Origin of the sequence: Actinomadura physcomitrii (assembly GCF_008923205.2) — a bacterium.
Classification (GTDB): domain Bacteria; phylum Actinomycetota; class Actinomycetes; order Streptosporangiales; family Streptosporangiaceae; genus Spirillospora; species Spirillospora physcomitrii.
In genome coordinates this window covers 213,226-239,570 of record NZ_WBMS02000012.1, presented here as the reverse complement: position 1 = coordinate 239,570, position 26,345 = coordinate 213,226, and the positions used below count along the sequence as shown (strand labels likewise).

29 protein-coding genes and 1 tRNA gene are annotated in these 26,345 nt (G+C 70.9%); 22 read left to right on the top strand and 8 right to left on the bottom strand.

Going from position 1 to position 26,345, the window contains the following annotated elements:
- Window positions 1-208: 208 nt before the first annotated feature.
- The 3 genes from F8568_RS17795 (at window position 209) to F8568_RS17785 (ending at window position 2,735) form a co-directional block, all read left to right on the top strand.
- On the top strand, window positions 209-1,264 hold the full coding sequence (locus F8568_RS17795) for a TolB family protein (RefSeq protein ID WP_236008852.1): 1,056 nt from the start codon (window positions 209-211) through the stop codon (window positions 1,262-1,264).
- A gap of 65 nt (window positions 1,265-1,329) precedes the next feature.
- Window positions 1,330-2,169 carry a PSP1 domain-containing protein gene (locus F8568_RS17790; RefSeq protein WP_151594682.1) on the top strand — a complete coding sequence of 280 codons (840 nt, stop codon included), beginning with the start codon at window positions 1,330-1,332 and terminating at the stop codon, window positions 2,167-2,169.
- Window positions 2,170-2,297: 128 nt separating this feature from the next.
- Window positions 2,298-2,735, top strand: a complete 438-nt coding sequence (locus tag F8568_RS17785) for a hypothetical protein (RefSeq protein WP_151594649.1) — start codon at window positions 2,298-2,300, stop codon at window positions 2,733-2,735.
- A 61-nt stretch (window positions 2,736-2,796) separates the two neighbouring features.
- Here F8568_RS17785 and F8568_RS17780 read toward each other — a convergent pair whose 3' ends face one another.
- The 4 genes from F8568_RS17780 to F8568_RS17765 form a co-directional block, all read right to left on the bottom strand.
- Entirely contained in the window at window positions 2,797-4,227 is a 1,431-nt protein-coding gene (locus F8568_RS17780) for an MFS transporter (protein ID WP_202125064.1), read from the bottom strand.
- Between the two features lie 209 nt (window positions 4,228-4,436).
- Complete coding sequence (locus F8568_RS17775) at window positions 4,437-5,555, bottom strand: fatty acid desaturase family protein (RefSeq protein ID WP_151594648.1); 1,119 nt, start codon at window positions 5,553-5,555, stop codon at window positions 4,437-4,439.
- Between the two features lie 12 nt (window positions 5,556-5,567).
- Window positions 5,568-6,689: a ferredoxin reductase gene (locus tag F8568_RS17770; protein ID WP_151594647.1), complete on the bottom strand. Its 1,122-nt coding sequence runs from the start codon at window positions 6,687-6,689 to the stop codon at window positions 5,568-5,570.
- 240 nt (window positions 6,690-6,929) lie between these two features.
- Entirely contained in the window at window positions 6,930-7,682 is a 753-nt protein-coding gene (locus tag F8568_RS17765; protein ID WP_151594646.1) for a DUF427 domain-containing protein, read from the bottom strand.
- A 181-nt stretch (window positions 7,683-7,863) separates the two neighbouring features.
- On the opposite strand from F8568_RS17765, the gene F8568_RS17760 reads away from it, so the two are divergent.
- The 5 genes from F8568_RS17760 (at window position 7,864) to F8568_RS17740 (ending at window position 12,900) form a co-directional block, all read left to right on the top strand.
- Window positions 7,864-9,066 carry an efflux RND transporter periplasmic adaptor subunit gene (locus F8568_RS17760; protein ID WP_151594645.1) on the top strand — a complete coding sequence of 401 codons (1,203 nt, stop codon included), beginning with the start codon at window positions 7,864-7,866 and terminating at the stop codon, window positions 9,064-9,066.
- Window positions 9,063-9,827 (top strand): ABC transporter ATP-binding protein, encoded by a 765-nt coding sequence (locus F8568_RS17755; RefSeq protein WP_151594644.1) that lies wholly within the window; start codon window positions 9,063-9,065, stop codon window positions 9,825-9,827. Before F8568_RS17760 ends, F8568_RS17755 begins: the two co-directional genes overlap by 4 nt.
- Window positions 9,824-11,125, top strand: a complete 1,302-nt coding sequence (locus F8568_RS17750; protein ID WP_151594643.1) for an ABC transporter permease — start codon at window positions 9,824-9,826, stop codon at window positions 11,123-11,125. Before F8568_RS17755 ends, F8568_RS17750 begins: the two co-directional genes overlap by 4 nt.
- Window positions 11,126-11,752: 627 nt before the next feature.
- Window positions 11,753-12,415, top strand: a complete 663-nt coding sequence (locus tag F8568_RS17745) for a single stranded DNA-binding domain-containing protein (RefSeq protein ID WP_160573656.1) — start codon at window positions 11,753-11,755, stop codon at window positions 12,413-12,415.
- Between the two features lie 17 nt (window positions 12,416-12,432).
- On the top strand, window positions 12,433-12,900 hold the full coding sequence (locus F8568_RS17740; protein ID WP_151594641.1) for a hypothetical protein: 468 nt from the start codon (window positions 12,433-12,435) through the stop codon (window positions 12,898-12,900).
- Between the two features lie 316 nt (window positions 12,901-13,216).
- Here the strand turns inward: F8568_RS17740 and F8568_RS17735 are convergent, their stop codons facing one another.
- Complete coding sequence (locus tag F8568_RS17735; RefSeq protein ID WP_151594640.1) at window positions 13,217-14,698, bottom strand: DHA2 family efflux MFS transporter permease subunit; 1,482 nt, start codon at window positions 14,696-14,698, stop codon at window positions 13,217-13,219.
- Between the two features lie 102 nt (window positions 14,699-14,800).
- Between F8568_RS17735 and F8568_RS17730 the strand changes: the two genes are divergently transcribed.
- The 3 genes from F8568_RS17730 to F8568_RS17720 all read left to right on the top strand — a co-directional run bounded on the left by F8568_RS17730 (window position 14,801) and on the right by F8568_RS17720 (window position 17,417).
- Window positions 14,801-15,694 (top strand): TetR/AcrR family transcriptional regulator C-terminal domain-containing protein, encoded by an 894-nt coding sequence (locus F8568_RS17730; protein WP_202125063.1) that lies wholly within the window; start codon window positions 14,801-14,803, stop codon window positions 15,692-15,694.
- A 44-nt stretch (window positions 15,695-15,738) separates the two neighbouring features.
- The gene (locus F8568_RS17725; RefSeq protein WP_328600930.1) at window positions 15,739-17,262 is read left to right on the top strand and encodes an alpha/beta hydrolase; all 1,524 of its coding nucleotides are present in this window, start codon (window positions 15,739-15,741) and stop codon (window positions 17,260-17,262) included.
- A gap of 82 nt (window positions 17,263-17,344) precedes the next feature.
- Window positions 17,345-17,417: transfer RNA gene (locus F8568_RS17720), tRNA-Thr, on the top strand.
- Between the two features lie 82 nt (window positions 17,418-17,499).
- Here the strand turns inward: F8568_RS17720 and F8568_RS17715 are convergent.
- A complete protein-coding gene (locus F8568_RS17715; protein WP_202125062.1) occupies window positions 17,500-18,840 on the bottom strand; it encodes a tyrosine-type recombinase/integrase in 1,341 nt (446 codons plus the stop codon).
- Window positions 18,837-19,349 carry a MerR family transcriptional regulator gene (locus tag F8568_RS17710; RefSeq protein ID WP_151594639.1) on the bottom strand — a complete coding sequence of 171 codons (513 nt, stop codon included), beginning with the start codon at window positions 19,347-19,349 and terminating at the stop codon, window positions 18,837-18,839. The genes F8568_RS17715 and F8568_RS17710 overlap by 4 nt, the downstream gene beginning before the upstream one ends.
- Window positions 19,350-19,475: 126 nt before the next feature.
- On the opposite strand from F8568_RS17710, the gene F8568_RS49625 reads away from it, so the two are divergent.
- The 5 genes from F8568_RS49625 to F8568_RS17685 are packed head-to-tail and all read left to right on the top strand — an operon-like array spanning window position 19,476 to window position 23,274.
- The gene (locus F8568_RS49625) at window positions 19,476-19,721 is read left to right on the top strand and encodes a helix-turn-helix domain-containing protein (RefSeq protein WP_328600929.1); all 246 of its coding nucleotides are present in this window, start codon (window positions 19,476-19,478) and stop codon (window positions 19,719-19,721) included.
- Window positions 19,718-20,203 (top strand): hypothetical protein, encoded by a 486-nt coding sequence (locus tag F8568_RS17700; RefSeq protein ID WP_151594637.1) that lies wholly within the window; start codon window positions 19,718-19,720, stop codon window positions 20,201-20,203. Before F8568_RS49625 ends, F8568_RS17700 begins: the two co-directional genes overlap by 4 nt.
- A complete protein-coding gene (locus tag F8568_RS17695) occupies window positions 20,200-22,038 on the top strand; it encodes a DNA primase family protein (protein ID WP_202125061.1) in 1,839 nt (612 codons plus the stop codon). Before F8568_RS17700 ends, F8568_RS17695 begins: the two co-directional genes overlap by 4 nt.
- Window positions 22,035-22,340, top strand: coding sequence for a hypothetical protein (locus tag F8568_RS17690; protein WP_160573655.1), 306 nt, complete (start codon window positions 22,035-22,037; stop codon window positions 22,338-22,340). The genes F8568_RS17695 and F8568_RS17690 overlap by 4 nt, the downstream gene beginning before the upstream one ends.
- Window positions 22,333-23,274, top strand: coding sequence for a ParB N-terminal domain-containing protein (locus F8568_RS17685; protein WP_151594636.1), 942 nt, complete (start codon window positions 22,333-22,335; stop codon window positions 23,272-23,274). Before F8568_RS17690 ends, F8568_RS17685 begins: the two co-directional genes overlap by 8 nt.
- Here F8568_RS17685 and F8568_RS48240 read toward each other — a convergent pair.
- Entirely contained in the window at window positions 23,235-23,582 is a 348-nt protein-coding gene (locus F8568_RS48240; RefSeq protein WP_236008851.1) for a hypothetical protein, read from the bottom strand. The genes F8568_RS17685 and F8568_RS48240 overlap by 40 nt on opposite strands.
- On the opposite strand from F8568_RS48240, the gene F8568_RS51045 reads away from it, so the two are divergent.
- From F8568_RS51045 to F8568_RS17655, 6 genes are all read left to right on the top strand, one after another.
- On the top strand, window positions 23,532-23,675 hold the full coding sequence (locus F8568_RS51045; protein ID WP_407924478.1) for a hypothetical protein: 144 nt from the start codon (window positions 23,532-23,534) through the stop codon (window positions 23,673-23,675). The genes F8568_RS48240 and F8568_RS51045 overlap by 51 nt on opposite strands.
- Window positions 23,641-24,291, top strand: coding sequence for a hypothetical protein (locus tag F8568_RS17675; protein WP_151594634.1), 651 nt, complete (start codon window positions 23,641-23,643; stop codon window positions 24,289-24,291). The genes F8568_RS51045 and F8568_RS17675 overlap by 35 nt, the downstream gene beginning before the upstream one ends.
- Before the next feature lie 150 nt (window positions 24,292-24,441).
- Window positions 24,442-24,819, top strand: a complete 378-nt coding sequence (locus tag F8568_RS17670) for a hypothetical protein (RefSeq protein WP_151594633.1) — start codon at window positions 24,442-24,444, stop codon at window positions 24,817-24,819.
- A gap of 4 nt (window positions 24,820-24,823) precedes the next feature.
- On the top strand, window positions 24,824-25,201 hold the full coding sequence (locus F8568_RS17665; RefSeq protein WP_151594632.1) for a DUF7715 family protein: 378 nt from the start codon (window positions 24,824-24,826) through the stop codon (window positions 25,199-25,201).
- Window positions 25,202-25,204: 3 nt separating this feature from the next.
- Window positions 25,205-25,543, top strand: coding sequence for an HNH endonuclease (locus F8568_RS17660; RefSeq protein ID WP_151594631.1), 339 nt, complete (start codon window positions 25,205-25,207; stop codon window positions 25,541-25,543).
- Window positions 25,544-25,746: 203 nt separating this feature from the next.
- On the top strand, window positions 25,747-26,337 hold the full coding sequence (locus F8568_RS17655; RefSeq protein WP_151594630.1) for a bifunctional DNA primase/polymerase: 591 nt from the start codon (window positions 25,747-25,749) through the stop codon (window positions 26,335-26,337).
- Window positions 26,338-26,345 lie beyond the last annotated feature (8 nt).

Sequence of the window (26,345 nt, the reverse complement as noted above, 5' to 3'; positions counted from 1 at the left end):
CCTTCAACTCGTCGTCGATCCGGGCATAGAGTGCCGTTGCGAGGGTGTCTAGGTCTGTCTTCACACACTGACATTGGACGCCCTCGCCCCATGTCCGCAGGCGAACCCTTGGACTCATTCATCTAGGGTCGTTCAGCCTCGCGGCGCTCCGGGTCGGACTCGAAGTGGTAACTCCGCCCGTCCAGCCGGATGCCGCGCGGTATATCAAATGCCGAGCAGCGGAGAGGCGGTGCGGACCGACCCCATGGACGGCGGGAACGACGAGGGCAGGACCGGGATCCGGTTCCGGGAGGTGTGGCGGGCAGCCCTGCCGGTCGGCGTCGCCGCGGCCGCGGCGCTGTTCGCCGGCGGCAGCGTCGACCTGGTCCACCGGCACCAGCGCGAGGCGAACAAGAAGCACGACGCGGAGGCAGCCGCCGCCGACACCACGCCGGCCGCCCCGCGCGCCGTCGTCGGCGTCACCCGCGCGGGCACCGCGCTGACCGTCCGCGACGCCCGTACCGGCAACGCCCTCGGCCTGCCCGTCGCCGCCCCCGGCGGGCGCCGGTTCCACCAGGTCGCGGGCGACGGCGACGCCTATGTCGTCGCGTCCTCCGGCGCCGGGAAGATCACGTTCCAGCGGCTCGAACTCGCCGCCGACGGGCGCCCCGAGTCCCTCACCGAGATCCCCGCCGCGACGATTTCCGGCACCGCCGCGCCGTGGTCGGACCTGGCCGTGTCCGCCGACGGGGACCGCATCGCCTACGTCACCTACAAGGGCGTACGCGCCCGCATCGACGTCGTCTCGGCCCGCACCGGCACCCGCAAGACGTGGACGACCGGCCACTCCGCCCGCGTCAGCAGCCTCTCGTGGGCCGGTGACACCCTCGCGTTCGTCTGGAGCCCCGTCCGGCGCGCGGGCGGCACGTACACCGAGGTCCGCCATGAACTCCGCACGCTGGACACCGGCGGCGCCGCGGGCGACCTGAAGGCGAGCAAGGCCGTCACCTCCCTGCCGAAGGGCACGACCAGCGCGGTCCTCACCCCTGACGGGAAGACCGTCGCCGCGGGCGTCGTCGCGCATTCCGCCGCGTCCGTCCAGGCGTACTCGGCGGCCACCGGCGCGCCCGCCAAGGCCGTCTGGAAGCAGCGGCTGAAGGGCCGGATCACCGGCCTCGACACCGGCGAGAAGGGCAAGCTGCTGATCACCGGCAGCGACGGCCGCCTCTACGCCGAGGGCGCCGGCACGCTCCCCGGAACGGACCTCGCCGACGCCGCCTGGTGATCTTCGCCCGCATCCGCCGTACAGTGGACCCACGGAAACGGGGCGAACGGAGCGAAACCGTGGGCATGGTGATGGCCGTCAGCTTCACCCGGTACGGTCGGCTCTACTACCTCGACCCGGGCCCGCATACCCCGAAGGTCGGCGACAAGGTCCTCGTCCCGACCGACGCGGGCCCCGAGGTCGCCGAGTGCGTGTGGGCGCCGCAGTGGGTGTCCGACGACATCGGCGGCCTGCCCGAGTGCGCCGGCCCCGCCACCGAGGAGCACCTCGCCCGCGACGACGCGAACCGCCGCCGCCGCGCCGAGGGCCGCTCGATCGCCAAGCGCCTCATCCGCAAGCACGAGCTGCCCATGAAGGTCATCGGCGTTGACTACCTCGACACCGACAACGTCTTCAAGATCTACTTCACCGCGCCGCACCGGGTCGACTTCCGCGCCCTGGTCCGCGACCTCGCCCGCAACATCAAGGCCCGCGTCGAGCTCCGCCAGGTCGGCCCCCGCGACGAGGCGCGCCTCCAGGGCGGCATCGGCCCCTGCGGCCGCGACCTGTGCTGCGCCACCTTCCTCAAGGACTTCGAGCCCGTCTCCGTTCGCATGGCGAAGGAGCAGGACCTCCCCGTCAACCCGCTGCGCATCGCCGGCGCCTGCGGCCGCCTCATGTGCTGCCTCAAGTACGAGCACCCGCTCTACGTCGAGGCCCACGAGCGGATGCCGAAGCTCGGCGCCCGCGTCGACACCCCGCAGGGCCCCGGCCAGGTGGTGGGCCGCAACGTCCCGTCCGACAAGGTCACCGTCCGCCTGAACGGCGGCGGCCGCTGCTCCTGCCCGTCCGCCTCCGTCTGCTCCCCCCGCCGCCAGCACGACGCCCACTACAACGACCCCACCTCTGAGGAAGGCGCCACCTGAGCACTCCCCTTGAACGGCTCCAAGCGCTCGTCCCGCCTCCCGCCGCGGAAGAGCGCCGTTGGCAGTGGGACTGGGACGCCACGGAGCGAAGCCTCGGTCACCCGCTGCCCCAGGACTACAAGGACCTGGTGGACGTCTACGGCCGCGGTTCCTTCGACCACTACCTGGCATTGCTGGTCGGGTCGCCCAACGAGACCGACAGCGGGATCGCCGTCTTCAACGAAGGCCACATGGACGAGCTTCGGCACTTCTGGTCCGAGTTCGTGCGGCGGCCGGACGGGATCGCGGAGCACGACGTGCTGGTGCCGTGGGCCGACACCATCGACGCCGACACCGTCAGCTGGCTGGTGAGACCGGGCGAGCCACCGGAAAGATGGCCGGTCGCCGTCCTGCACAGCGGTCTGGAGGACTGCGAGATCTACCCCTTGACCTGCACGGAGCTGCTGGCGGGCCTGTTCGCCGGGGACATCGTCTCCGACACGCTCACCCACCAGCTCGCGTTGGCGCTGTCACACCTGCAGCGCGACGACCACGTCTTCCTCTCTTTCTCCCCGTACGAGTACTGAGCCCGGCCCCCGGGGCATGCGGCCGCCCCGGCGGGGGGCCGGGGCGGACGGGTCGGTCGGATCATGCGCGGGGCGTCTTCGGGAGGAGCTGGGCGAGGGCGGCGGTGGCGGCGCAGAAGCCGATGATCGGCAGCAGGCCCGCCTTGAAGGCGTCCGCGACGTCCGCCGGGACGGGGTGGGCGCCGAGGACGTCGTAGAACACGATCCCCACGACCGCGACCCCGATCGCGCCGCCGACCTGCTGGAACGTCGACATGACGCCTGCCGCCGACGCTGCGTGCCGCTCGCCGACGCCCGCCAGCACGAGCGCCGACATCGGGGCGAGAACGAGGCCCATGCCCGCGCCGGCGAGGGCGAGGCCGGGGATCAGCCAGCCGACGCCGCCGTCCTGCGCGATGCCGTCGATCAGCAGCAGGCAGCCGATGGCCTGGACGCCGGCGCCGAGCGCGAGAACCTGGCGGCCGATCCGGGCGGCGACGGCCCCGGCGCGGGTCGACGCGGCGAAGTAGCCGGCGCCGAGCGCGGTGAACAGCAGGCCCGACTGCAGGGCGCTGAGGCCGCGTCCCTGCTGCAGGTAGAGGGCCAGGTAGAGGAAGAACGACGCCATCGCTAGCTGGTAGGCGAGGGCGATGCCGACGCCGACGGTGAACGCGCGCTCCCGGAACAGCGCCGGCGCGATCAGCGGTGCGGCGCTGCGCCGCTGCCACAGCGCGAACGCGGCGAGCAGGACGGCCGAGCCGGCGAACGAGAACCAGGTCCACTCGGGCCAGCCGAGCCGGCGCCCCTCGATCAGCGGCAGGACGAGCGCCACGAGGCCGAGCGTGACCAGCGCGGTCCCGGCGAGGTCGAGCCGGGTGCCGCGGGCGGCGGGCGTGGCCGGGACGGTCCGGCGGACGAGCGCGACGGTGCCGGCGCCGATCGGGACGTTGATCAAGAAGATGCTCCGCCAGCCGGTGCCGAGGACGTCCGCCTGGATCAGCGCGCCGCCGATGAGCTGCCCGAACACGCCGCCGAAGCCCATCGTCAGTCCGTAGGCGGTGAACGCGCGGACCCGCGCCGCGCCCTCGAACGCGCCGTTGATGATGCCGAGCACCTGCGGCATCAGCATCGCCGCGGCGACGCCCTGCGCCACCCGGGACGCGATCAGCGCGCCCGGCGTCGGCGCGAGGCCGCAGGCGAGGGACGCGGCGACGAACGCGGTGAGCCCGGCGGCGTACATCCGGCGGCGCCCGACCATGTCGCCGAGCCGGCCGCCGGTGATCAGCCCGCCGCCGAGCGCGAGCCCGAACCCGGCGACGACCCACTGCGTGGCGGCGGTGCCCGCGTGCAGGTCGCTCTGGATGTGGGGGATCGCGACGTTGACGATGAAGACGTCGAGGGTGGTGATGAAGATGCCGACGAGCAGGACCAGCAGGCCGGCGGCCGGCGCCGCGTGCGCGGCCGCGCCGTCCTGCGGCCGCCGCCCCGCCTGCGGTGTCGCGGTGGTGGACAAGGGATCTCCCCGGTTCGTTCGTCTCGGTGCGTGCACCAAGACGATCTCCCGAGGGCGGTCATCGGGTCGATGACGTCAGGGGTAATGCGGCGGGTGAGCGGCCGAGCGGCTCGTCGAGCGCGTGGCGGAGGCCGACCGGCGCCGGGGTGGCGTCTCGTGACGGACGGCGGTCGGCCTCCGGCTCAATGCGGCCGTCGGCGGGGCGGGCGTCAGGCGGCGACGGGCTCGCGGGCGGGGGGTTTCGGGGCGGGCTTCGGCTTCGGGGCGCCTCCAGGGAGGGCGTAGCGGAAGATCTTCTTCCAGGTGCTCGCGACCTGCTTCGACAGCGAGCCGGTGTGGTAGGGCAGGCCGTAGCGGGCGCACAGGTCGCGGACGCGCGGGGCGATCTCGGCGTACCGGTTGCTGGGGATGTCCGGGAACAGGTGGTGCTCGACCTGGTGGCTGAGGTTGCCGGTCATCAGGTGGAACAGCGGGCCGCCGGTGATGTTCGCCGAGCCGGTCAGCTGCCGGACGTACCACTCGCCGCGGGTCTCCTTGTCGAGCGGGTAGTCCTCCTCGAACACCTCGACGTCGCCGGGGAAGTGCCCGCAGAAGATGATCGTGTGCGCCCAGACGTTGCGGACGACGTTGGCGGTGAAGTTCGCGGCCAGCGTGGACACGAACTGCGGGCCGCTGAGCAGCGGGAACGCCAGGTAGTCCTTGCCCCACTGGCGGCGGATCTTGCGTCCGATCGCGCGCAGCTTCGCCTTCGTCGCCTCCTCGTCGTGGGTGCCCTCGCGGATCTTGTCGAGCTCCAGGTCGTGCAGCGCGACGCCGTACTCGAAGAACATCGCCAGCAGCAGGTTGTAGATCGGCTGCGGGACGTTCCCCCAGCTCCACGGCTGCTCGGGCGCGACGCGCAGGATGCCGTAGCCGACGTCGTCGTCCTTGCCGAGGACGTTGGTGAAGGTGTGGTGGACGACGTTGTGCGAGTGCTTCCACTGCTCGGCGGGGGAGACGTTGTCCCACTCCCAGGTCGTGGAGTGGATCTTCGGGTCGCGCATCCAGTCCCACTGACCGTGCATGACGTTGTGCCCGATCTCCATGTTCTCGAGGATCTTCGCGACGGCGAGGGTCGCGGTCCCGGCGAGCCAGGCGGGCGGCAGCGCGGACGCCATCAGCAGCGCGCGGCCGCCGATCTCCAGCCCGCGCTGCCAGCGGATCACCCGGTGGATGTAGTCGGCGTCGCGCTCGCCGAGGTCGGCGGTGATCTCCTCGCGGAGGGCGTCGAGCTCGCGGGCGATCGCGGCGTAGTCGGCGGGGGTGAGGTGGTCGGTCGATGGGGGCATCGTCGGTCCCTTTCAGAGTTCGATGTCGACGGGGCCGGCGGCGGCGGAGACGCAGGTCTGGACGATCTCGCCCTCGTCGCCGTGCACCTGGCCGGTGCGCAGGTCGCGGACCTTGCCGGAGCGCAGCCGGCCGACGCAGCTGTGGCAGATGCCCATCCGGCAGCCGCTCGGCAGCAGCGCGCCGGCCCGCTCGCCGGCGTCCAGCAGCGGCGTGCTCCCGTCGGCGTCGGTCTCGACGCCGCTCTCGGTGAACCGGACGCGCCCGCCCTCGCCGCCCGCGCCCGGCGCCGGCGCGGGACGGAACCGCTCGATCCGCAGCCGGTCCTCGATCCCGGCGGCGCGCCAGTGCGCGGCGAGGGCGTCCAGCATTCCGGACGGCCCGCAGGCCCAGGCGTCGCGTTCCGCCCAGTCGGGGCAGAGCCCGGCGATGTCGGACGGGGCGAGGCGGCCTGCGGTGGACGTGTGCCGCTCGTGCAGCCGTATCCCGGTCATCCGGCGCAGTTCGCCGCCGAAGATGACGTCGCCGGCGTGCCGGTCGGAGTGGACGACCGTGATGTCCGCGTCGTTCTCTGTGTCGGCGAGGTGGCGGAGCATGGCCATGACCGGCGTGATGCCGCTGCCCGCCGTGACGAACAGCAGCCTGGACGGCACCGGCGACGAGAGCGTGAAGCCGCCGTCCGCCGCGCCGAGCCGGACGATCGCGCCCGGACGGATCCGGTGCACGAGGTGCGCGGACACGAAGCCGTCCCGGGCCGCCTTGACCGTGATCGTGATGCGGCCGTCCGGCCGGGGCGGGGACGACAGCGAGAACGTGCGCCAGTGCCGGACGCCGCCGATGTCCACGCCGATCTTCACCCACTGGCCGGGGCGGTGGCCGCGCCAGGCCGTCCCGGGCCTGATCACCAGGGTGGCCGCGCCGGGCGCCTCGTGCCGCAGCGCCTCGACCCGCCCGCGCGGTTCGGCGGTGGACCACAGCGGGTTGAGCAGGCCGAGGTAGTCCTCCGGGAGCAGCGGTGTGGTCAGCAGGCGCGCGGCGGCGGCGAGCCGTCCGCCGGCTCGGGACCGCGGCCCGGCCGGGTCCGGGGGCGCGGCCGGGCCGGACCGTTCCGGCCGCGCTGAGAGTGCAGGGGTCAAGGGTGCCTCCCCGTAGGCGCGCTCAACTTACGATTGAGTAACCTACGGTTGCGTAACCGTAGGGAGGCCGCAAGCCCTGCCGGTGGAAAGCGACAGGCATCACACCATCGCATGATGTTCCATTCGATGGTGTAATGCCTGATGACAACTTCCGCGCCCTGATGCGCGCCTGGCGCTACCCCTCCTCACCCGGGTGACGAATCACCTGGATCGTCCCGGATCATCCCGGCTCGTCCGGGCTCAGAAGCGCGACTTCGGCCGCTCCTGCAGCACCCCGTCGACGAAAATGTCGACCTTCTCGCTGTAAAAGCACACCAGCCCCGCCACCTTGCGGGACTCCTCCAGCGGCGTGGGATACGACCAGGCGAGGTCCTCGTGGACCTTGCCGTTCGCCCGCACCGACCAGTACTCCGCCGTGCCCTTGTAAGGGCAGTGGGACTCGGTGTCGGTGTGCTCTAGGAGATCCATCCGGACGTGCGTCTTCGGCAGGTAGTACCGCACCGGAAGCCCCGTCTCGAACAGCAACCTGGGGTTGGACGACTCCGCCACAGTCACGCCGTCCACCTCGACGCGCACGCGCCGGGAACTCGCCAGCACGTCCACGCGCGTGTACGGGTTGCGGGGATGGACGAACACCTCCTCGTCCTCCTCGAACCAGGCGTCCATCGCGTCCCACTCCAGCCGGACGAGCCCCCGCAGCTCCTCGACCGGCGACTCGAGGTAGCGGAGCGCCGCGCCCGGGGCCTCCGCGCCGTCCACCTTCACCGTGTACGCCGTCGCGTCGCCCCGGCTCGGCGAGTGCTTGCCCGGGCCGTCCTCGACGAGCTCGGCCCGCACGTCCGCCACGGGAAAGTAGTAGGTCGGGTAGTAGGGGATCTCCCACACGAGGACCGGCGCGGTCGTGTCGGCCACCAGGTTGCCGCCGAGGTACGCCCGGATGCGCTTGCCGCCCTGCTCGACGCGGACGCGGGTCCGCTCCTTCGCTGCACTCATGACTGGGCCAACCGTCCCTGCCGCGCCCCTATTTCGGTCACCGACCCACAGCCGCCGGTCCAGCACGGCGACCCCTGTATCTGCCCACATGGGCCCGCCCTGTCACACGCGTCCCGGCTCTCTCATCGAATTCTCATATTGACCTCACGAGAGCCCCATGCGCGCCCAAGAGCCTTCTCGCATGAAATGGCCGTTCCAACGCCGGACCACGCTCATCAACGGCGCCCTCGGCGTGCTGCTGGTGGCCGGGGCCGGCACCGCATACCTCACCCTCGGCGACGGAGGTGACGGCGCCGCGGCGGCCACCCGGGTCACACGGGTGGAGCGCGGCACGGTGTCGGCGTCGGTGTCGGCGTCCGGCTCGGTGGAGAGCGCACGCACCAGCGACCTGTCGTTCGGCACGTCCGGCACGGTCGCGAAGATCTACGTCAAGGCGGGCCAGAAGGTCGTCGCCGGCGCCGTCCTCGCCCGGCTCGACCAGACCGAGGCGCTCGAGAACATCGACGAGGCCAAGGCGAACCTGGAGGCCGCCGAGGACGGCGACACCACGTCCGCCAAGGGCTACGCCAGCTACCTGCAGGTGAAGAACGCCTACAACTCCGCGCTGCGCGCCTACCAGAACACCGTCCTCAAGGCCCCGTTCGCCGGCACCATCACCGCGGTCAACGGAACCGTCGGCGGCAGTTCCGGCGGGTCCGGGTCGTCGTCCTCGTCGGGATCCGGCTCCTCCGGTTCCGCGTCGTCGGGCGGGGGGACGTCGGGCGGCGGCGGGTCGGGGTCCTCGTCCTCGTCGTCGGGGTCGTCGTCCTCGTCCGGGTCCGGGTTCATGGAACTCGTCGACACCAAGCACCTGCAGATCGAAGGCGACTTCACCGAGGCCGACACCACCAAGCTCAAGGTCGGCCAGACCGCGTCCATCTCCTTCGACGCCCTCACCGGCAAGACCGCCACCGGCAAGATCACCTCGATCGGACTGTCCCCGACCACCACCGACAACGTGGTCAAGTTCCCCGCGACGATCTCCCTGACCAAGGTCCCGTCCGGGGTCCGGCTCGGGCAGACCGCCACCGTCGAGATCACCACCGCGTCCGCCGAGGACGTCCTCTACGTGCCGACCGCCGCCGTCAGGACCGCCGGCGGGCAGAGCACCGTCACCGTCGTCCGCAACGGCAAGCAGAGCACCGTCACCGTCCAGACGGGCGTGAAGGGCGACCAGGGCACCGAGATCACCTCCGGCCTCAACGAGGGCGACCAGGTCGTCGTCACCTCCACCGGCACCGGGACCAGCGGCACCACCCAGCGCGGCGGCTTCCCCGGAGGCGGCGCCGGGCCCGCCGGCGGCTTCGGCGGGGGCGCACCGGGCGGCGGCGGGGGCCGCAGGTGATCCCCGCCCCCCGGCAGGACGGCACCAAGCCCGTCCTCAGCATCCGCGACGTCGGCAAGGTCTACGGGGAGGGCGACACCGCCGTGCACGCGCTGCGCGGCGTGTCCCTCACCGTCGAATCCGGCGACTACGTCGCGATCATGGGCGCGTCCGGCTCCGGCAAGTCCACCCTGATGAACATCATCGGCTGCCTGGACGTCCCGACCGCCGGCCGCTACCTCCTCGACGGCATCGACGTCGGCGCCCTCGATGAGCGCCGGCTCGCCATCCTGCGCAACCGCCGCATCGGCTTCATCTTCCAGTCCTTCAACCTCATCCCCCGCATGACCGCCCAGGCCAACGTCGAACTCCCGCTCGCCTACGGCGGCGTCAAAGGCCCCGAACGCCGCCGCCGCGCCCTCGCCGCCCTCCGCGAAGTCGGCCTCGCCGACCGCACCCGGCACGAACCCAACGAACTGTCCGGCGGGCAGCAGCAGCGCGTCGCCGTCGCGCGCGCGCTCGTCACCGCCCCCACCCTGCTCCTCGCCGACGAACCCACCGGCGCCCTCGACAGCGGCTCCACCGCCGACGTCCTCGCCGTCTTCGACCGGCTCAGCCTCGCCCGCCGCACCATCGTCGTCATCACCCACGAGGACGACGTCGCCGCGCACGCCAAACGCGTCGTCCGGCTCGTCGACGGACGCGTCGTCGAGGACGTCCGCCGCGCCCCCGTCGCCGGTCCGCCACCCGCCGCGTCCTGGACCTCGGAGGGTGCCCGGTGAGCCCTTTGGAGATCCTGCGGTTCGCGCTGCGCGGGCTGTCCGCCAACAAGCTGCGCAGCTCCCTCACCACCCTCGGCATCCTCATCGGCGTGGGCGCCGTCATCCTGCTCGTCGCCGTCGGCAACGGCTCGTCCGAGCAGATCAAGAAGAGCATCCAGCGGCTCGGCGCCGACTCCCTCACCGTCACCAAGTCGACGACCGGAGGCGGCGGCGGACGCGGCGGCTTCGGCGGCGGCGGACCGCGAGGGCTCGGCGGCCTCGGCGGTTCCGAAACCGGCTCCGGGCAGAGCTCCGGCCCCCGCACCCAGGCCCACGACCTCACCACCCAGGACGCCGCCGCCCTCGTCAACGCGTCGGACGCCCCGTCCGTCAAGAGCTCCTCCCCGGTCGTGACCAGCCAGTCCGTCACCGCCGGCTACGAGGGCACCAGCGCCACCATCAACCAGTTCGTCGGCACCACCCCCACCTACTTCGCCGCCGCGAACAAGACCCTCGCGTCCGGCACCGCCTTCACCACCGCCGACGTCACCGCCGCGAACAAGACCGTCGTCCTCGGCAGCACCACCGCCTCCGACCTGTTCGGGCGCGTCAGCCCCCTCGGCAAGAAGATCGACGTCGGCGGGATCCGCTTCACCGTCGTCGGCGTCCTCAAGGCGACCGGCTCGTCCTCCTCCAGCTTCTCCGACCCCGACAGCATCGCGATCGCGCCGCTGCCCGCCGTCCAGGAGTCCCTCACCGGCTACGGCGCCCTCGACCAGATCATCGTGCAGGCCAAGGACTCCGGCGCCGTCGACTCCGCGCAGGCCGAGATCACCCAGATCCTCGGGCAGCGGCACGACATCGCCTCGTCCGGCACCGCCGACTTCACCGTGTCCAGCCAGGCCAGCGTCCAGTCCGCGGTCTCCGAGTCGAACAAGACCTTCACCGTCCTGCTCGGCGCCGTCGCCGCGATCAGCCTCCTCGTCGGCGGCATCGGCATCACCAACATCATGCTGGTCACCGTCACCGAACGGACCCGCGAGATCGGCATCCGCAAGGCCATCGGCGCCCCCCGCGGCGCCATCCTCGGCCAGTTCATCGCCGAGGCCACCGTCCTGTCCCTCATCGGCGGCGTCCTCGGGGTCGTCGCGGGCGTCGCCGGCAGCCTCTTCACGATCGTCGGCGTCAAACCCGTCCTCGTCCCATCGTCGATCGTCCTCGCCCTGGCCGTCTCGGTCGCGATCGGCCTGTTCTTCGGCAGCTACCCGGCCAACCGCGCCGCGAAGCTCCGCCCGATCGAGGCGCTCCGCCATGAGTGACCGACCAAGGAACCGCCCATGTCCCGCAGACGCCGCAGACCCGCCCGCCCCGACGCCGGTGCCCCGCGAACCCCGCCGCCCGACCGCTCGGTGGCGGGACGCGCGAACCCGAACTCACCGGCTCACGTCCCGCACGCCGGGCGGTGCGAGCACCGCACACCGCCGGGCCACGACGGAGAAGAGGCGCGGATGAGCAACGACCAAGACCGCAACCCAGGCGCCGCGGCCCCGGAGGGGCACATCCGCCCCTGGGCAAGCACACCTCCCGGAACAACCCAGCCATCAGCTCCGGGGCACCCGCCAACACCGGCCCACCCCGCACCCCCCGACCAGCCCCCAGCCGCCGGCCAGCCGTCAACCCCCGGCCAGCCCTCAACACCGGGCCAAGCGGCGGTACCTGCTCAGGCGGCGGGACCCGGCCAGGCATCAACCGCCGGCCAGGCGGCGACATCCGGCCAGGCGGCGGCAACCGGCCAGCCGCCAACCGCCGGCCAAGCGGCAGCATCGGGCCAGGCGGCAGCACCCGGCCAGCCCCAAGCATCCGGCCGGGCGGCAGAGACGGGGCAGCCGCCGACACCCGGTCAAGAGGGGTGGCGGAACCACGACGGGTGGCCGGGGCAAGGCGCGGTGCCCCTGCTGGACCGGGAGCCGGGCCGTGACACGGAACCCGGCAGGGACCTGGCACACGAGAGCCCGATGGGCGACGCCGAACTCCTGGCGAGCTCTCCGTTCGACGGTGACCTCGACGCGGAACTCACGGCGAAGCCGCCGCGGCGTTCCCTGCCGGGACCGACCATCTACCTGGGCGCCGGACTCCTCCTCGTCGCCGGCTTCCTCGGCGGTGTCCAAGCCCAGAAGTGGACGTCCGATGACTCCGGCTCGCCGGGCGGAGGCCCCGCCGCGGCGGGCGGCTACGGCCGGACGACCGGACGTGCCCCCGGCGGCTACGGCGGTGGTTTCGGCGGGCAGCCGGGCGGTGGCGGAACGGGGACGGAGCAGGGCGGCCGCGGTGGTCCCGGCGGCTTCGGCGGTGGTTTCGGCGGAGGCGCGGGGGCGGGTGGCGGCATGACGGTCGGCACCGTCACCAAGGTCGTCGGCGACACCCTCTACCTGCGCACGTCGGACGGCAAGACCGTGAAGGTCAAGACCAGCGGCAACACCAAGATCAGCGTCACCAAGGACGGGAAGCTCCGCGACCTCGGCTCGGGCGCCACGGTCGTCGTGCGCGGCACCACCGGCAAGGACGGCTCGGTGACCGCGACGACCGTCAACCAGGGCGCCGGCCGCTGACCATCGATGAGGAGACGATGACGATGAACAAGGCCAGCATGGGCCGCCTGCTCGGCGGTCTCACCGTCACCGGGACGCTGCTGCTCACCGCGGCCTGCGGAGGAGGCGGCGGCGACGGCAAGGCGAACGCGGGCTCCACCAAGGCCGCCGGCACGGACCAGATGTCGGCGTTCCGTGCCTGCTTGGAGAAGCAGGGCGTCACGCTGCCGAACCGCGGCAACCGCCCGAGCGGTGCACCGTCGGGCCGTCCGAGCGGCGCCCCGTCCGGTGGCTTCGGCGGCGCGCGGCCCTCGGGCCGCCCCAGCGGTGCGCCTTCCGGCCGTGCCTCGGGCCGTCCCACCGACCGCCCGACGCGTTCGGCGGCCCAGCAGAAGGCCATGCAGGCTTGCGCCTCGCTGGCCCCGCAAGGCGGCCGCGGCGGCCAGTTCGGCCCGCCCGGAAACGCCCCGAACGGAACCCAGAACCCCAGCCCCCCGGCCTCCTGACGGACCGACCCCCGGGCGTGGGCAGCTGGAGGAGGCCGGCTCGCGGGTGAGGCCGCTGGTTCTGATGCCGGGTCGCGCCGGTGTCGGGCAGGTTCGTCGAGCACGTTCCTGCCAGGTGAGACGCGCGCTCGCAGCCCCGTGGCGATGCGCGCCGGTGGGGCCCGTTCACCTCCGCGGGCCCCACCGCCCTGCCTGCTCCGGGGCACCGGTCCGCCAGCCCGCCTGCCTCGGGGCACCGGTCCGGCGTTGGGACGGTCGGCGTCGTCCAGCGCAGGGACCCCCACTCGGGAGGGTGCAGTTGGTGTGTCCGGGCGCGTCATGACTCGGCTGACCTCGCTTTGCCGGGGACGGCCAGGATGGGCAGGAGCGCGGCCGCGAGGATCGCGGCGGTCCACCAGAAGGTCTCGGTGAACGCGCTGGTGAGCAGCGTGGGCGTGCGGGCGGTGTGCTGGGACGCGGCGTCGGCGAGGTTGCCGCTGGCGCCGGGGATCTCGTGCCGGATGGCGATCTGGAGAATGACGGCCATCACCGCGGTGCCGAACGAGCTGCCGACGCGGATCAGGATGTTCGCGCCGGTGGTCGCCGCGGCGACCGCTTCGCGGGGCAGGCCCTGGTAGCTCGCCGCCATCAGGGCCGGGGCGATCAGGCCGTGGCCGATGCCGATGACGAACATCGCGCCCATGATGACGGCCCGTGCCGTCGTGGGGTCGAGCGTGGTCAGGCCGAGGGTCCCGGCCAGGACGATCGTCACGCCGCCGACGGCGATCCAGCGCCCGCCGAGCCGGTCGACCAGCCGTCCGGCCACCGACATCGTGATCATCGCGCCGATGCCCATCGGGGCGAGCAGCCATCCCGAGTCCAGCGCGGACTCGCCGCGGACGATCCGGGCGAACAGTGGGATGAGGATCATCAGCCCGAAGACGGACGCGCTGTAGAGGAAGAACCCGCCGGTCGCGGTGGTGAAGGCGCGGGTGCGCAGCAGACGCAGCTCGATGAGCGCCCCCTCGCGCTTGCGGAGGGCGTGCACCGCGAAGGCGATCACGAGGGCCGCGCCGGCGATGACGCTGACGAGGAAGCGGGCACCGGTGAGGCTGGTGCCGTTGCCGGCCTCCGACAGCCCGTACACGAGGGCGGCGAGCCCGGGCGACAGCAGGACGATGCCGGTGACGTCGAGTCGCGCGCCGGCGTCGCGTTCGGTGTCGCGCGGCAGCATCCGGACGGCCGCCAGCAGCGCGGCGGCGCAGAAGGGGACGTTGACGTAGAACATCCAGTGCCAGCTCAGGTGGTCGACGATCGCGCCGCCGAGCAGAGGGCCGAGGACCGGGGCGAGCATCGCGGGGACGGAGACGATGCTCATGACCCTTCCCATCCGGTGTGGTCCGGCCTCCCGGACGAGCATCGTCTGGCCGACGGGCATCAGCATGCCGCCGCCCAGCCCCTGCAGGACACGGAACACGATCAGCGACGGCACCGACCAGGCCAGCCCGCACAGCAGCGAGCCGCTGATGAACAGGCCCAGCGAGACCAGCCACATGGTCCGGGCGCCGAACCGCCGCACCGACCAGCCGGTCATCGGAATCGCCATGGACAGCGCGAGGGTGTAGCCGGTGACGACCCACTGGATGGTCGACAGCGAGGCGCCGAAGTCCTTGCCGAGCGCGGTGATCGCGACGTTGACGATCGTGGTGTCGAGCACCGTCATGATCACGCCGAGCACGACGACGATCGCCAGGTTGCGCAGCTGCGGGTCGATGCCCGTCTTCACCCCGGGTGGGGGCGCCTTCTGAGTCGCGATCAAGATCCGTCCCTCCGTTTCCGTACGCCGTATCGGTCACACCGTACACCGTCTCGCTTCATCTGTACACCGTATCGATACGCCGTCTCGGTTAGGATCGCTGACGTGGCAGAGAGCAGCGAGCCGCCCGAGCGTGATCACGGACGACCGGAGCCGGGCGCGCACGCGCCTGAGCAGGCCGAGCGCGGCGAACGACCCGAACGCGAGGAACGCACGGAGCGGGCCGAACCCGCCGAGCGTCCCGGACGAGGCGGGCGGGACGAACGGGCCGAGCGCCGCGAACGGGCCCGGCCGAACGACATCTGGGCGCGTCCGCGCGGTGGCCGCCGTCCCAAGCTGTCGCGCGAGGCCATCGTCGACAAGGCGATCGAGATCGCCGACGCCGAGGGGCTGGAGGCGGTCTCCATCCGCCGGGTCGCGAGCGAGCTAGGCGTGCGCGCCATGAGCCTCTACACGCACATCGAGGCGAAGGAGGACCTCCTCGACCTGATGTACGACGTGGTCGCCGCGGAGGTCCTGGTCGAGGACGGCCTGCCGGACGACTGGCGCGAGGCGATGATCGAGATCACCCGCAAGGAGCGCGCCGCCGGCCTCCGGCATCCGTGGATGTTCGAGCTGGCCGGCCGGTCGCCGCGCATCGGGCCGAACGGGCTGCGGCACACGGAGCAGTCGATGGCCGCCGCGGCCAGGCTCACCGACGATCCCGAGGAGATGCTCGCGATCGTCACGACCGTCGACCACTACATGCTCGGTTTCGTCCTGCGCGAACAGCGGCTCCGCGAGATGGGGACGACGATGCTCGGCGAGGCGCGGGAGAGCGTGCTGGAGCAGGCCTACATCCGCAGGCTGCTGGAGAGCGGGGAGTTCCCGCACCTCAGGTCGGTCCTCGATGCGAGGCTCTACGACCAGGAGGATTTCGACACGGGGCTCAGATGGCTGCTCGACGGGATCGAACACGATCACCGAGGGAAGTGGCCCTCGACCAGTGCGCCGACGTAGCGTAGGCGCCGGAGTACGTGCCGCTACGACGAGACGGGGTCCAGGTGCGGGCAGCGAGAATCATCGGCGTGGCCATGGCGGCGACGCTGGCGGCGGCGACCGGCTGCAGCGGCGGAGGCGGCGGAGGCAACGAGGCGACGGCCGCGACATCGTCGGGCACCGCCCCGTCCGGGCTCGGCGCGTTCTACGGCCAGAAGCTGTCCTGGAAGAGCTGCGGCGGCGGGTTCCAGTGCGCCACCGCCCAGGTCCCGCTCGACTACGCCAAGCCGTCCGGGGAGAAGGTCGGGATCTCCGTGATCCGGCTTCCCGCGCAGGACAAGTCCGCCCGGATCGGGTCGCTGTTCACCAACCCGGGCGGCCCGGGCGGTTCCGGGGTCGACTTCGTCCGGCAGGCCGCCTCGAGCTTTGGTGCCGACCTGCGCAAACGCTTCGACATCGTCGGCTTCGACCCGCGCGGCGTCGGCACCAGCGACCCCGTCCGGTGCAACTCGGGGCCGGAACTCGACACGTTCTTCGCCGCCGACTCCTCTCCGGACGACAAGCAGGAGGTCGACTCCTTCGCGGCGCTGAGCAAGCAGTTCGCGAACAACTGCAAGGCCAAGGCGTCCTCCGAACTTCCCTATGTGGGCACGAAGGACGCCGCCCACGACATGGACATCCTCCGTGCCGCCGTGGGCGACCCCAAGTTCACCTACTACGGCGCGTCCTACGGCACCTACCTCGGCGCCGTCTACGCGGAGGAGTTCCCGAAGAACGTCCGTGCCCTCGTGCTGGACGGCGCCGTGGACCCAAAGGAGTCCGCGATCGGCACCCTGGTCGAGCAGTCCAAGGGGTTCGAGACGGCCTTCCGCGCGTTCGCCGAGGACTGCGTGAAGTCGGCCGGCTGCCCCCTGGGGACGTCCGCGGACGAGGCCGAGAAGAACCTCGCCGCCTTCATGGCCAAGACCGACAAGACGCCGCTGGCCAACACGCGCGACTCGCGGAAGGTCACCGAGTCCCTGGCCGTCATGGGCATCGCCACCGCGCTGTACCTCAAGGACTACTGGCCCCTCTTGCGCCAGGCCCTCACCCAGGCCATACAGAAGGGGGACGGGACGCTCCTCCTGGCGCTCGCCGACCAGATGGTGGAGCGCAAGCCCAACGGCACCTACAGCAACCAGACGGACGCCAACATGGCCGTCAACTGCGTCGACAAGCCCAACCCGCCGACCCTCGCCGACTACGGCAAGGCGGCCGACCAGGCCAAGAAGGCCGCCCCGCACTTCGGCCCGTTCGTCGTCTGGGGCGGGCTCCCGTGCATCTACTGGTCCGTCCAGCCGAAGCAGCAGCCGCAGGCCGTGCACGCCAAGGGCGCAAAACCTATTGTCGTCATCGGCACGCTCCGCGACCCCGCCACCCCGTACAAGTGGGCGCAGAGCCTCGCCAAGCAGCTCGACTCGGGCGTCCTCCTCTCCCTGGACGGCGACGGCCACACCGCCTACCTGCAGGGCAACGCCTGCATCACCAAGGCCACCGACACCTACCTGCTCACCACGGAGCCGCCCAAGAACGGGACGCTCTGCCACTGACCGAGCCGTGCCGCCGATAACCAGTGCGCATCCACCCCTGCGGACCCGGTAGACTGCACGCAGCCGTGTTCGAGCACGGCGCGCCGCCTTAGCTCAGTCGGCAGAGCGATTCACTCGTAATGAATAGGTCGTCGGTTCGATTCCGACAGGCGGCTCGGTAGGTGACCAGGGCGTTTACCCGAATCGGGTAGGCGCCCTGAGTCGTCCCGGTTGCAATTCGAGTTGCAGTTGCCATGATCAGGACCCCCACAGCGCACGGCCGATTCGCTGCATTCCGTCCTCGGCCATCGGGGTAGCGACGTGGGTATAGCGCTCGGTCGTCCGCACGTCGGAGTGCCCGAGGATCTCTTGCACCGTCCGCACGTGCACGCCCATCTCGATCAGCAGCGTCCCGGCGGTGTGGCGGCCGTCATGCACCCGGGCATCGCGCACGCCCGCCGCGGCGAGGATGTCCTTCCAGTCCGACCAGTCCTGCCGCGGGTCGATCGGCCGGCCGTCCGGCTGACAGAACACAAGGTCGTGATCCTCCCAGACGTTCGCCGCGGCGAGCTTCTCGCGCTTCTGCGCGGTCCGGTGCGCCTTCAGCACCTCGACCACTTCGGGCGGCAGCGGAACCGTCCGCTTGCTCTTACCCTTCGGCTTGCGGAAGACCAGGCCCCCGCCGGTCCGCTTCGGGCACGTCGAGGCGTGCCGGTCGCAGTCTTTCGGGCACAGCCGCGGCGCGTCCGCGGGCACGCACTGGTGAGGCCGGCCCGACTTGCGCTTGGCTTTCGGGCAGTTCTTCGGGCACGGCCGCCGGTGCTTGCCCTCCGTGCACGCCGCAACGTCGTCGCACCCGTGCTGCCACTTCTGCCGGACAAGCTGCCACCAGATGCGCGCGGACCCGCCGTCCAGGTCGACGTACTTCCATTTGAGGCCCAGAGCCTCGCCCTGGCGGAGCCCGAGCGCTAGACCGATTGACCAGCGGGTGCCGTTCCGGCGGTTCTGCGCCGCGTCGAGGATGCGGCGCGCTTCCGCCCGCGTCAGCGGCTCAATCTCGCTGTCGTTGCTCCCCGGCGCGTCCAGCAGCGTCGCCACGTTCCGGCCGACCTTGTCGCGGCGGACGGCCAGCGTCAGCGCACGCGAGATGATGCGGTGCACCTTGAGCACGTGCGAGGACGCCTTCCCGGCCGCGTACATGCGCGTGTACAGCTTGTCCAGGTGCTCGGCCTGCAGCCGGTCCAGCCGGTGCTTCCCGAGGTTCGGGACGATCCAGTTCCGGATGTCCGAGCCGTAGGACTGCAGCGTGTTCGGGCTGAGTTCGCGCGGCCAGATGTCCTCGACGCACGTCTTGAACCATGCCTCGACGGTCGGCTTACGGCCCGGCTTGTCGACCTTGTCGACGTCCCGCAGGGCCTCCAACTCCCGAACCTTCGCCGTCACCTCGGTCTCTGTCCGGCCGGTGCGGTGCCGGCGGTCGGGCGACCCATCGTCCTTGACCCCTACCGTCACCCAGCCGTGCCACTTCCCGTCGCTCTCGCTGAAGTAGATCGACGATCGGCCGTTGGGCTTCCGCGTCCCGTCGCTGCGCTCGCTCATCCGGCCTTCCCCCTCGTGCCGGGTGGCAGCAGGCCGCGGAGACGAGCCTCGCGGATCCAGCCGCGGACGGTGGGCAACGGTACTCCCGAGTGCTCAGCAAGATCCTTCGTGGGACTGGAACTCGACGCAGCAAAGATCCTGTAGTAGTACGCGACGCGATTCGAGAACTCTTCGGGCGCCTCGCCCTTGTGCCTGGTCAGCGGGACCAACTCCGCCAAAAAGTCGTCCTTGCTTCTGGCTTGGTCGAGCAAGACGCGGAGGTTCTCAAGACGGCTCACGGGGACAGCGCGCAGGACGTCCGTCGTGATGTCGCCGGCGGCGCAGAACCCGGTGACAACCGGCCGTGCCCCCGCTTCGGTCCGCCACCTCACGTAGACGCGGGCGCCCGGATGGATCCCATCAACGGCCTGCCAATCTTCGCCGAGTCGGTCCCAGAGTTCATCGGCTCCGGGCTCGTACTTGGGCATCTTCCAGTTCCCGCTGGTTGGGGTTCCCTCCGTGTCGCTCACGTTCGCCAAAGTACACAGAGGTTCGGAGTCGCGCAACGGGTCTGTCTGAGTAGATCAGCGGAAGTCTGAACTTGCACGAACCTCCACGGACGTGCTACCCATGACCCATCGTCCCAGCCGAAAACGATGTGCGGCTTCTCCGATGGGATGTGCGGGAGTGAAGACATGCACGATGAAGATCGGAAGCTCATCCCGTGGTGGCCGGACGCAGGGCACGCCCTGAGCGTCAGCCGTACCACGATGTACGAGCTCATCAGGAGCGGCGAGCTCCCCAGCGTGAAGATCGGTCGTCGACGGCTTGTCGCGGTTCGCGACCTTGACGCTTACGTGGAGGACCAGCGCGTCATCGGGCCGGGGGGCGAGGCTGCGTGACCGAAACGCAGAGCGGCGCGCCCCCCGCCAAGGAAACGCGCCGCTCAGAAGAACCGGGTTCGACCAGGATCACCGGCAACGCCAGCGTAGCCGACCTGTCCGACGCGGTCGTCGCGCTCTGCCGCGCCATGTTCGACCACGGCCGTGACGTCGGACGCGCCCAGGCCGAAGAGGAAATGGCGCGCGAGTGGCATCTCCTCGCCCGGAAGGTCGTCGACGACCAGGCGCAGGCTGACCGCGCCCGCCAGGCCCGGGAGGGCCTCGAGGTCGCCTTGCCGTGCCAGCACCCCGGCGGCTGCGACGGGTGGCACGTGGCGCACTACCGCGCCGATCGCGCCGCCGTCCGCTGCCACAAGCACCAGCCGAAACGGTGGTGCCCGGAGCATCGAGACAACGACCGGTGCGGCTACCTCGCGCAGCTGCAGGCGACGCAGCGTCCGGAGTACACCGGCGGGCCGGTGGAGTGGGAGACGACCAGGTGACGAACCCCCTAGACGGCATCGTCGACGAGCCGCCGAAGTGCCCGGAGTGCAAGGGACTGCTCCCGGACCACTGCGAGTGCCCAAAGCCGCCGCCGCCCGACGGGCCGCCGGCCGACAGTGAGCCGGACCCGGAGACCTTGCCGGCGCCGTCCAACCCGATGGCGGTCGCCCGGGAGATCTTGAAGTCCTGGCAGTACGACGGGCTTCCGACGTTGCGCAACTGGTGCGGCGCGTGGATGCGGTGGGACAAGACGCACTGGTCGGAGATCGAGGATCGGGAGATCCGTTCGACGCTGTACCGGCGGCTGGAGCACGCGAAGTACGCCCAACTCGTCAACAAGGGCCGGGGCGAGAACAAGTGCGCCACGGTCGAGATTCGCCCGTGGGCGCCGAACAAGCGGAAGATCTCCGACCTGATCGAGGCCATGGCGGCTATCTGCCACCTGCCCGAATCCGTGCAGGCGCCGTCCTGGATCGGCCGCGGGGGCGGGGAGCGGCACGGCGCCATCGTGGCGTGCCGGAACGGCCTTCTCCGGCTGTCGGACCGCAAGCTCCTTCCGCTGACCCCGGGGTACTTCAACCTGGTCAGCGTCCCGTTCGACTACGACCCAGCGGCCCCCGAACCCACACAGTGGCTCGACTTCCTGTCGGAGTTGTGGCCGACCACGGGCCGCGACGACGAGCACGGCAAGGCCGAAGATGCCGACGCCATCGCATCGATCCGGGCGGTTCAGGAGTACTTCGGGTACGTGCTGTCCGGCCGGACGCACCTACAGAAGATCTTCATGATGCTGGGGCCGTCCCGGTCGGGAAAGGGCACCATCGCCCGGACGTTGACAGCGCTGCTCGGCGCGGGCAACGTCGCCGGCCCGACCATGGCCAGTCTCGCGACCAACTTCGGGATGGCCTCGCTCATCGGAAAGCCGTTCGCGATCATCTCTGACGCTCGGCTTGCCGGGAACACCGGCAATCAGGTGGTGGAGCGGCTACTCACCATCAGCGGCGAAGACCGCGTGGAGGTGGACCGCAAGTACAAGCAGGCGTGGACCGGGCGGCTCCCGACCCGCTTCCTGATCCTGTCCAACGTCATGCCCCAGTTCGGTGACGCGTCCGGCGTCATCGCCCACCGGTTCATCGTGCTGACCATGACCCGGTCGTGGCTCCACAACGAAGACACCGAGCTCGAAGGGAAGCTGAACGGCGAACTCGGCGGGATCCTCAACTGGGCGCTTGACGGCCTGGACCGGCTGACCGAGCAGGGGCGGTTGACCGAGCCGCGGTCGTCGGTGGAGTCGGTGACCGCGATGAAGGACATCGCCTCGCCGACGAGCGCGTTCGTCCGGGACTGCTGCGACACAGGCGCCGAACATCAGGTCACCGTCGATGAGATCTGGGCCGCGTGGAAGGAGTGGTGCGAGGACAACGGCCGTGGGAGCGCCGGGTCCAAGCAGATCTTCGGCCGCAACTTGCAGGCGGTGGCGCCGCAGGTGCGCATGATCCGACCGCGGGTCGATGGGAAGCAGGTCCGTACGTACTCGGGGATCAAGCTGAAGGACTCCACCGAAAGTGACGCCCACAATAAGGAAGACCGCGACTCAAGCGACTCACCGCGACTCACAGCGGCCCCGGAGCCCGATTCTGAGCCGCGTGAGTCGCTTGAGACGCGATCCTCTCTATTGCGGGACCAACTCTCGGGTGACGTCTGCGAGATGACCGGCTGCGACGAGCCCGCGCACCGGTACGAGCACGGCGCCTTCTGCCTGCCGCACGCCCGGAAGATGACGCCTCGCGCCCGGTGGGCCGCGCTCGGGATCGAGGAAGGCGGCGCGGCATGAGCCGCATGGACGACGACATGCGCGCCGCCGTTGAGGAGCGCCTCGCCGAGCGACTGCAGACGAACCGGGACCGCCGTGACGGCCGCCGCCGGCGCCTCGTCGAGCTCCACCAGCGCCGCGCCCACGGCCTCGCCGCACGGCACCGCAACAAGCTCGCCAGAACCGAGCAGGAAACGCCCCGTGACCCGTTTCAAGGGCACGGCCAGGGTGCCGCCGGCGGCAACTTGCCGAGCCCAAATTGGGCGCCGGACCACAAGCCGGAAACGACCAGGACGGAAACCGAGGAATGCCCCAGTGAATGACCAGCCGTACCAACTCATGCCGCCGCTGACGGCCGAGGAGTACAGCGCGCTTCGCGACGACATCCGGGAGCGCGGCGTCATGGTCCCCGTCGTAAAGGACCAGCACGGCAACACCCTCGACGGACACCACCGCCAGCAGATCGCCGACGAGTTGGGCATCACATACCGCGTCGACATCGTCCAGGTCCGCGACGACGACGAAGCGCGCTCGCTCGCACGCATGTACAACCTCGCCCGCCGGCACCTCACCCGAGAGCAGAAGCGGCAACTCATCGCCGACGAGATCACGGCGGACCCGGACCGGTCAGACCGTGCGATCGCGCGTCTGCTCGGCTGCGACCACAAGACCGTCGGGTCGGTCCGCAGGGAACTGCGTGGGGAAATTCCCCACCCGGCGCCGGTCGGGCACGAAAGCCCAACGGAGCAGGACCTCGCGGAGATGCTCATCGGCGCGATCATCAGCCGGTACGACAAAGCCCAGGACGACGAGCAGCGGGAGATATGGGCGCTGCCGCTGCACCTCTGTGACGAGATCCTCGCGTGGGCGGACCACAACTCCCCGAACCTACTGTGGTTCGCTGCCGTCGCTTCCCGCCTGTACGCCCTCAACGCGCACCCTGACGTGTGGGAATTGATGGCGCCATGGCTGGTGTCGGTGGCGAAGCTGTCGCTCCAGGAATGCGCCGAAGCGCGAGAGAACCGCGGCGTCGAAGACTGGCTTTTCCCCGGCGAACGCCTCGCCGACATCACGGTGACGCTGTGGAACGCAGACGTCAGCGCGCCGCTGCGACCCGCGATGTGCGAGGCGTTGAAAGGTCAGATCGCGCTAGGGCTGGTGGAAGCCGCGGCATGGTGGCCGATCCCTGACTCTGACGAGGAAATGGCCCGGGTGGCTCAGGTGATGAACGTGGTGGCGGGTGGTGTCAAAGAGTGACCGACGCTCCGGGGGTCAGTGCCCGCGTCCTGGCGCTCCTCGACGAAGCCGCCGGCCGGGCACTGCGCCTGCGCTACCTCCACAACCCGGAGGTGTACGCCGAGCTCCTCGCCGTCGAGAACCTCGCCACACAGTGGAGACTCGCCCAACGCACCGGTAGCGATACCGCTACAAGATTCGCCGTCGACCAGCCACAGGCCGGACAGTTGGTCACAGCACGGGAAGCCGCGGAACTCCTCGGAGTCCAGCCGGTCACCGTGCGCCGAGCCTGCGCTGACGGCCGCCTCACCGCCACCCGGCCCGGACATGACTGGCTCATCCCCATCGGTGAGATAGCCGCGTGGGCGACGCGCAGGAGGCGCACGGGTGGCAACGAAGACAGACCCCGTCCAGGACGCTAGGGACGCGCTGACAGCCGCGCAGCGGGCCCGCGACGAGGCCGCCGCCGAGCTGGAGTCGTTCAAAGACCGCATCCTCGCCGGCGACGATGACGTGTCCCCCCGCGACTACGGAGACGCCGCGCTCGCAGTCGAGCACGCCGAACTCAAGGTCCAGGCCGCCGCCCTCACCGTCCAGGCCGCGGAACGCGACGCACGGCACCGCACCCTCGCCGAACTCCGCGCCGAAATCATCACTGAGACCGGCACCGCCGACGAGGCGCTCAAGGAATGGCAGGACGTCCGCGATGCCGTCGCCCGCCTCGTCGCACGCTGCCACGGACGGCACCGCAACATCCCCCGATGGCAGCGGGACATGCACCGCAACGGCGTCCCCGAACGCACCCCCAAGACCGGCCCCGAACCCGAACACGCCGGGCTCGGATGGGCCCGCGCCGGCATGGGCACCGGAGACTCGGTGTTCGTCGACGAACGCCGTATCCAGCCGATCGAACCCGGGATGTTGATCGGGTCCGCCGCGTACGCGGGTGCCCGCGCCGCCGGCGTCGGATACCTGCGCATCACCCCGAACCAGCAGATCGAGGACGACCCGGAACGCTGGTTCCGCACCCGCTACTGACATGACAGCTCGGATTAGGTCACCGAGAGGAGGCGGGCACGGTGAGGGTTCGACCTCCTTCCCCTCACCGTGTCGCGGTCACCACGCGTGGGGACGGCCGGGCTTCAGGGCCACGGGGCCGGCCGTCCCCACCCCCAGTGAGGAGATGACGTGAAACCCAAGCCTGACGACTACCCGGCCGCGCTCGAATGGCTCGATGCCAAGCAGCAGCTCGGCACCGTCCAAGAGATGGTCCGCAAGTTCGGCACCGTGTCACCCGAGGTGTACGCCGCGGCGTACGAACGCGTTGAGCGGGCCGCCGCCGCGATCACCATTCCCGCGCGGCTGATGACGTTCCGGGACGGCGACTGGCCGGGCCGCGCCCCGGACAACGTCGGGTTCACCGTGGACGCGCTCCGCAAGCGCGAGCAGTTCCGGCAGGCTCAAGACCAGTGGGCCCGTGAACGCCGGCTGTCCCGCGACGACTTCGAAGAACTCCAGCAGCGGCAGACCGAACGCGGACCGCAGCGACGATCCGCTCGGAGGTGACACCGTGCTCGTCCTCGCCGCTCCTGACACTGACGACCCGAGAGACGGCGGGTTCGTCGCCACCATCCCCGGCGAACTCCTCTACCGGCCGTTCGTATGCTCCGCCGGACAGGAAGGCGCCTGCGGATGCGAACGGTCCCTAGCAGGGATGACCAGCCGCAAAGGCACCACGCTAGCCCTGGTCACCGACACAGACATGACCCGCGCACAGTACATCGACGCGCACGCCGGATTCCTCGTCGACTGCTGGGGATGGAACCGCGCCGACGCCGAACACGAAGCATCCATGCTCGCCGACATCGCCGCGGACTTCACAGCCGGGACCCTCGTCACGGTGCGACTCCAGGACGACGCGCACGTGTTCGACGAGTTGGAGGTGTAACCAATGCCACGCAAGATCCAAGACAACCCGCGGCCACGCAAAGAGTCCGGCCGCATGTGGCGCAGCGAACCCAGACCAACCGACTGGAACGCACGGGTCGAGTTCGTCAAGCGCCGCGACAAGTCCTGCCGCTGGGTCGACGGTGACACCGTGTGCGGCAGTACCGAGCGCCTGGAGGTCCACCACCGTGGCGCCGCCGACGACCACCGGGTGGAGATGCTCGTCTTGCTCTGCCGCCGGCACCACGCCAAGGTCACCGGGCAGCAGGCGGCAGAGGCGCGCCGCCGCAACCGCATCCCGCGCAACCGGCCGGCCGAACGCCACCCGGGCCTCATCGACTGACCGACCGGGCCCCCTGGGGACCCACCCCGTGTTGATCATGGACGGGAGCGCGGAGCGGTATTGCGCTGGCCGGTCCGTACGGGTCTGGGACTCGCTGTGACCTGCGGTTGTACGGGCCACTGCACATTGCCCGCCGACACGGTGACCGCATCTTGCCAGGTCAGATGCCCTCTACCCGTTACACGGGCCGGTAGACTCGGGGCATGGCCACTGTGAAGCGTCCCCGTTGCGAGCACTGCGACGAGCCGATGCCGGTCCTGTCGCGTCCGAGCCTCGCGCGGTTCTGCTCGGGTCGCTGCCGGGTCGCTGCGCACCGCGCCCGCCGTCAGGTGCCCGCCGAGATGACCAGCCGCCCCAGGTGGGTCCGCCGCACCGCCCGTAAGGTGCCGCTGACGGTCGACGGCCGCGCCGCCTCGTCGACGGACCCGGCCACGTGGTCGACGTACCGGCAGGCTCGAGCGAGCACCGCCGGCGTGGGGGTGGGGTTCGTGCTGGACGGCGACGGCATCGTCTGCGTCGACATCGACCATTGCCTTGACGGTGGGGCGGTCGCGCCGTGGGCGCGGGAGCTCCTCGCCCGGTTCCCGGCGACGTACGTGGAGGTGTCCCCGTCCGGGGACGGGCTGCACGTGTTCGGGTTCGCTGATGTCGCCGGCGGCCGTCACGTCCGTGTCGGCGGGCACCGCGTCGAGGTGTACGGCACCGGCAGGTACATCGCAGTGACGGGTGTCCGGCACGGCGGCGCCCCTGCTCGTCTCGCGGACATCACGGCCGTCGTCGACGAGCTCGTCTGACATGACGC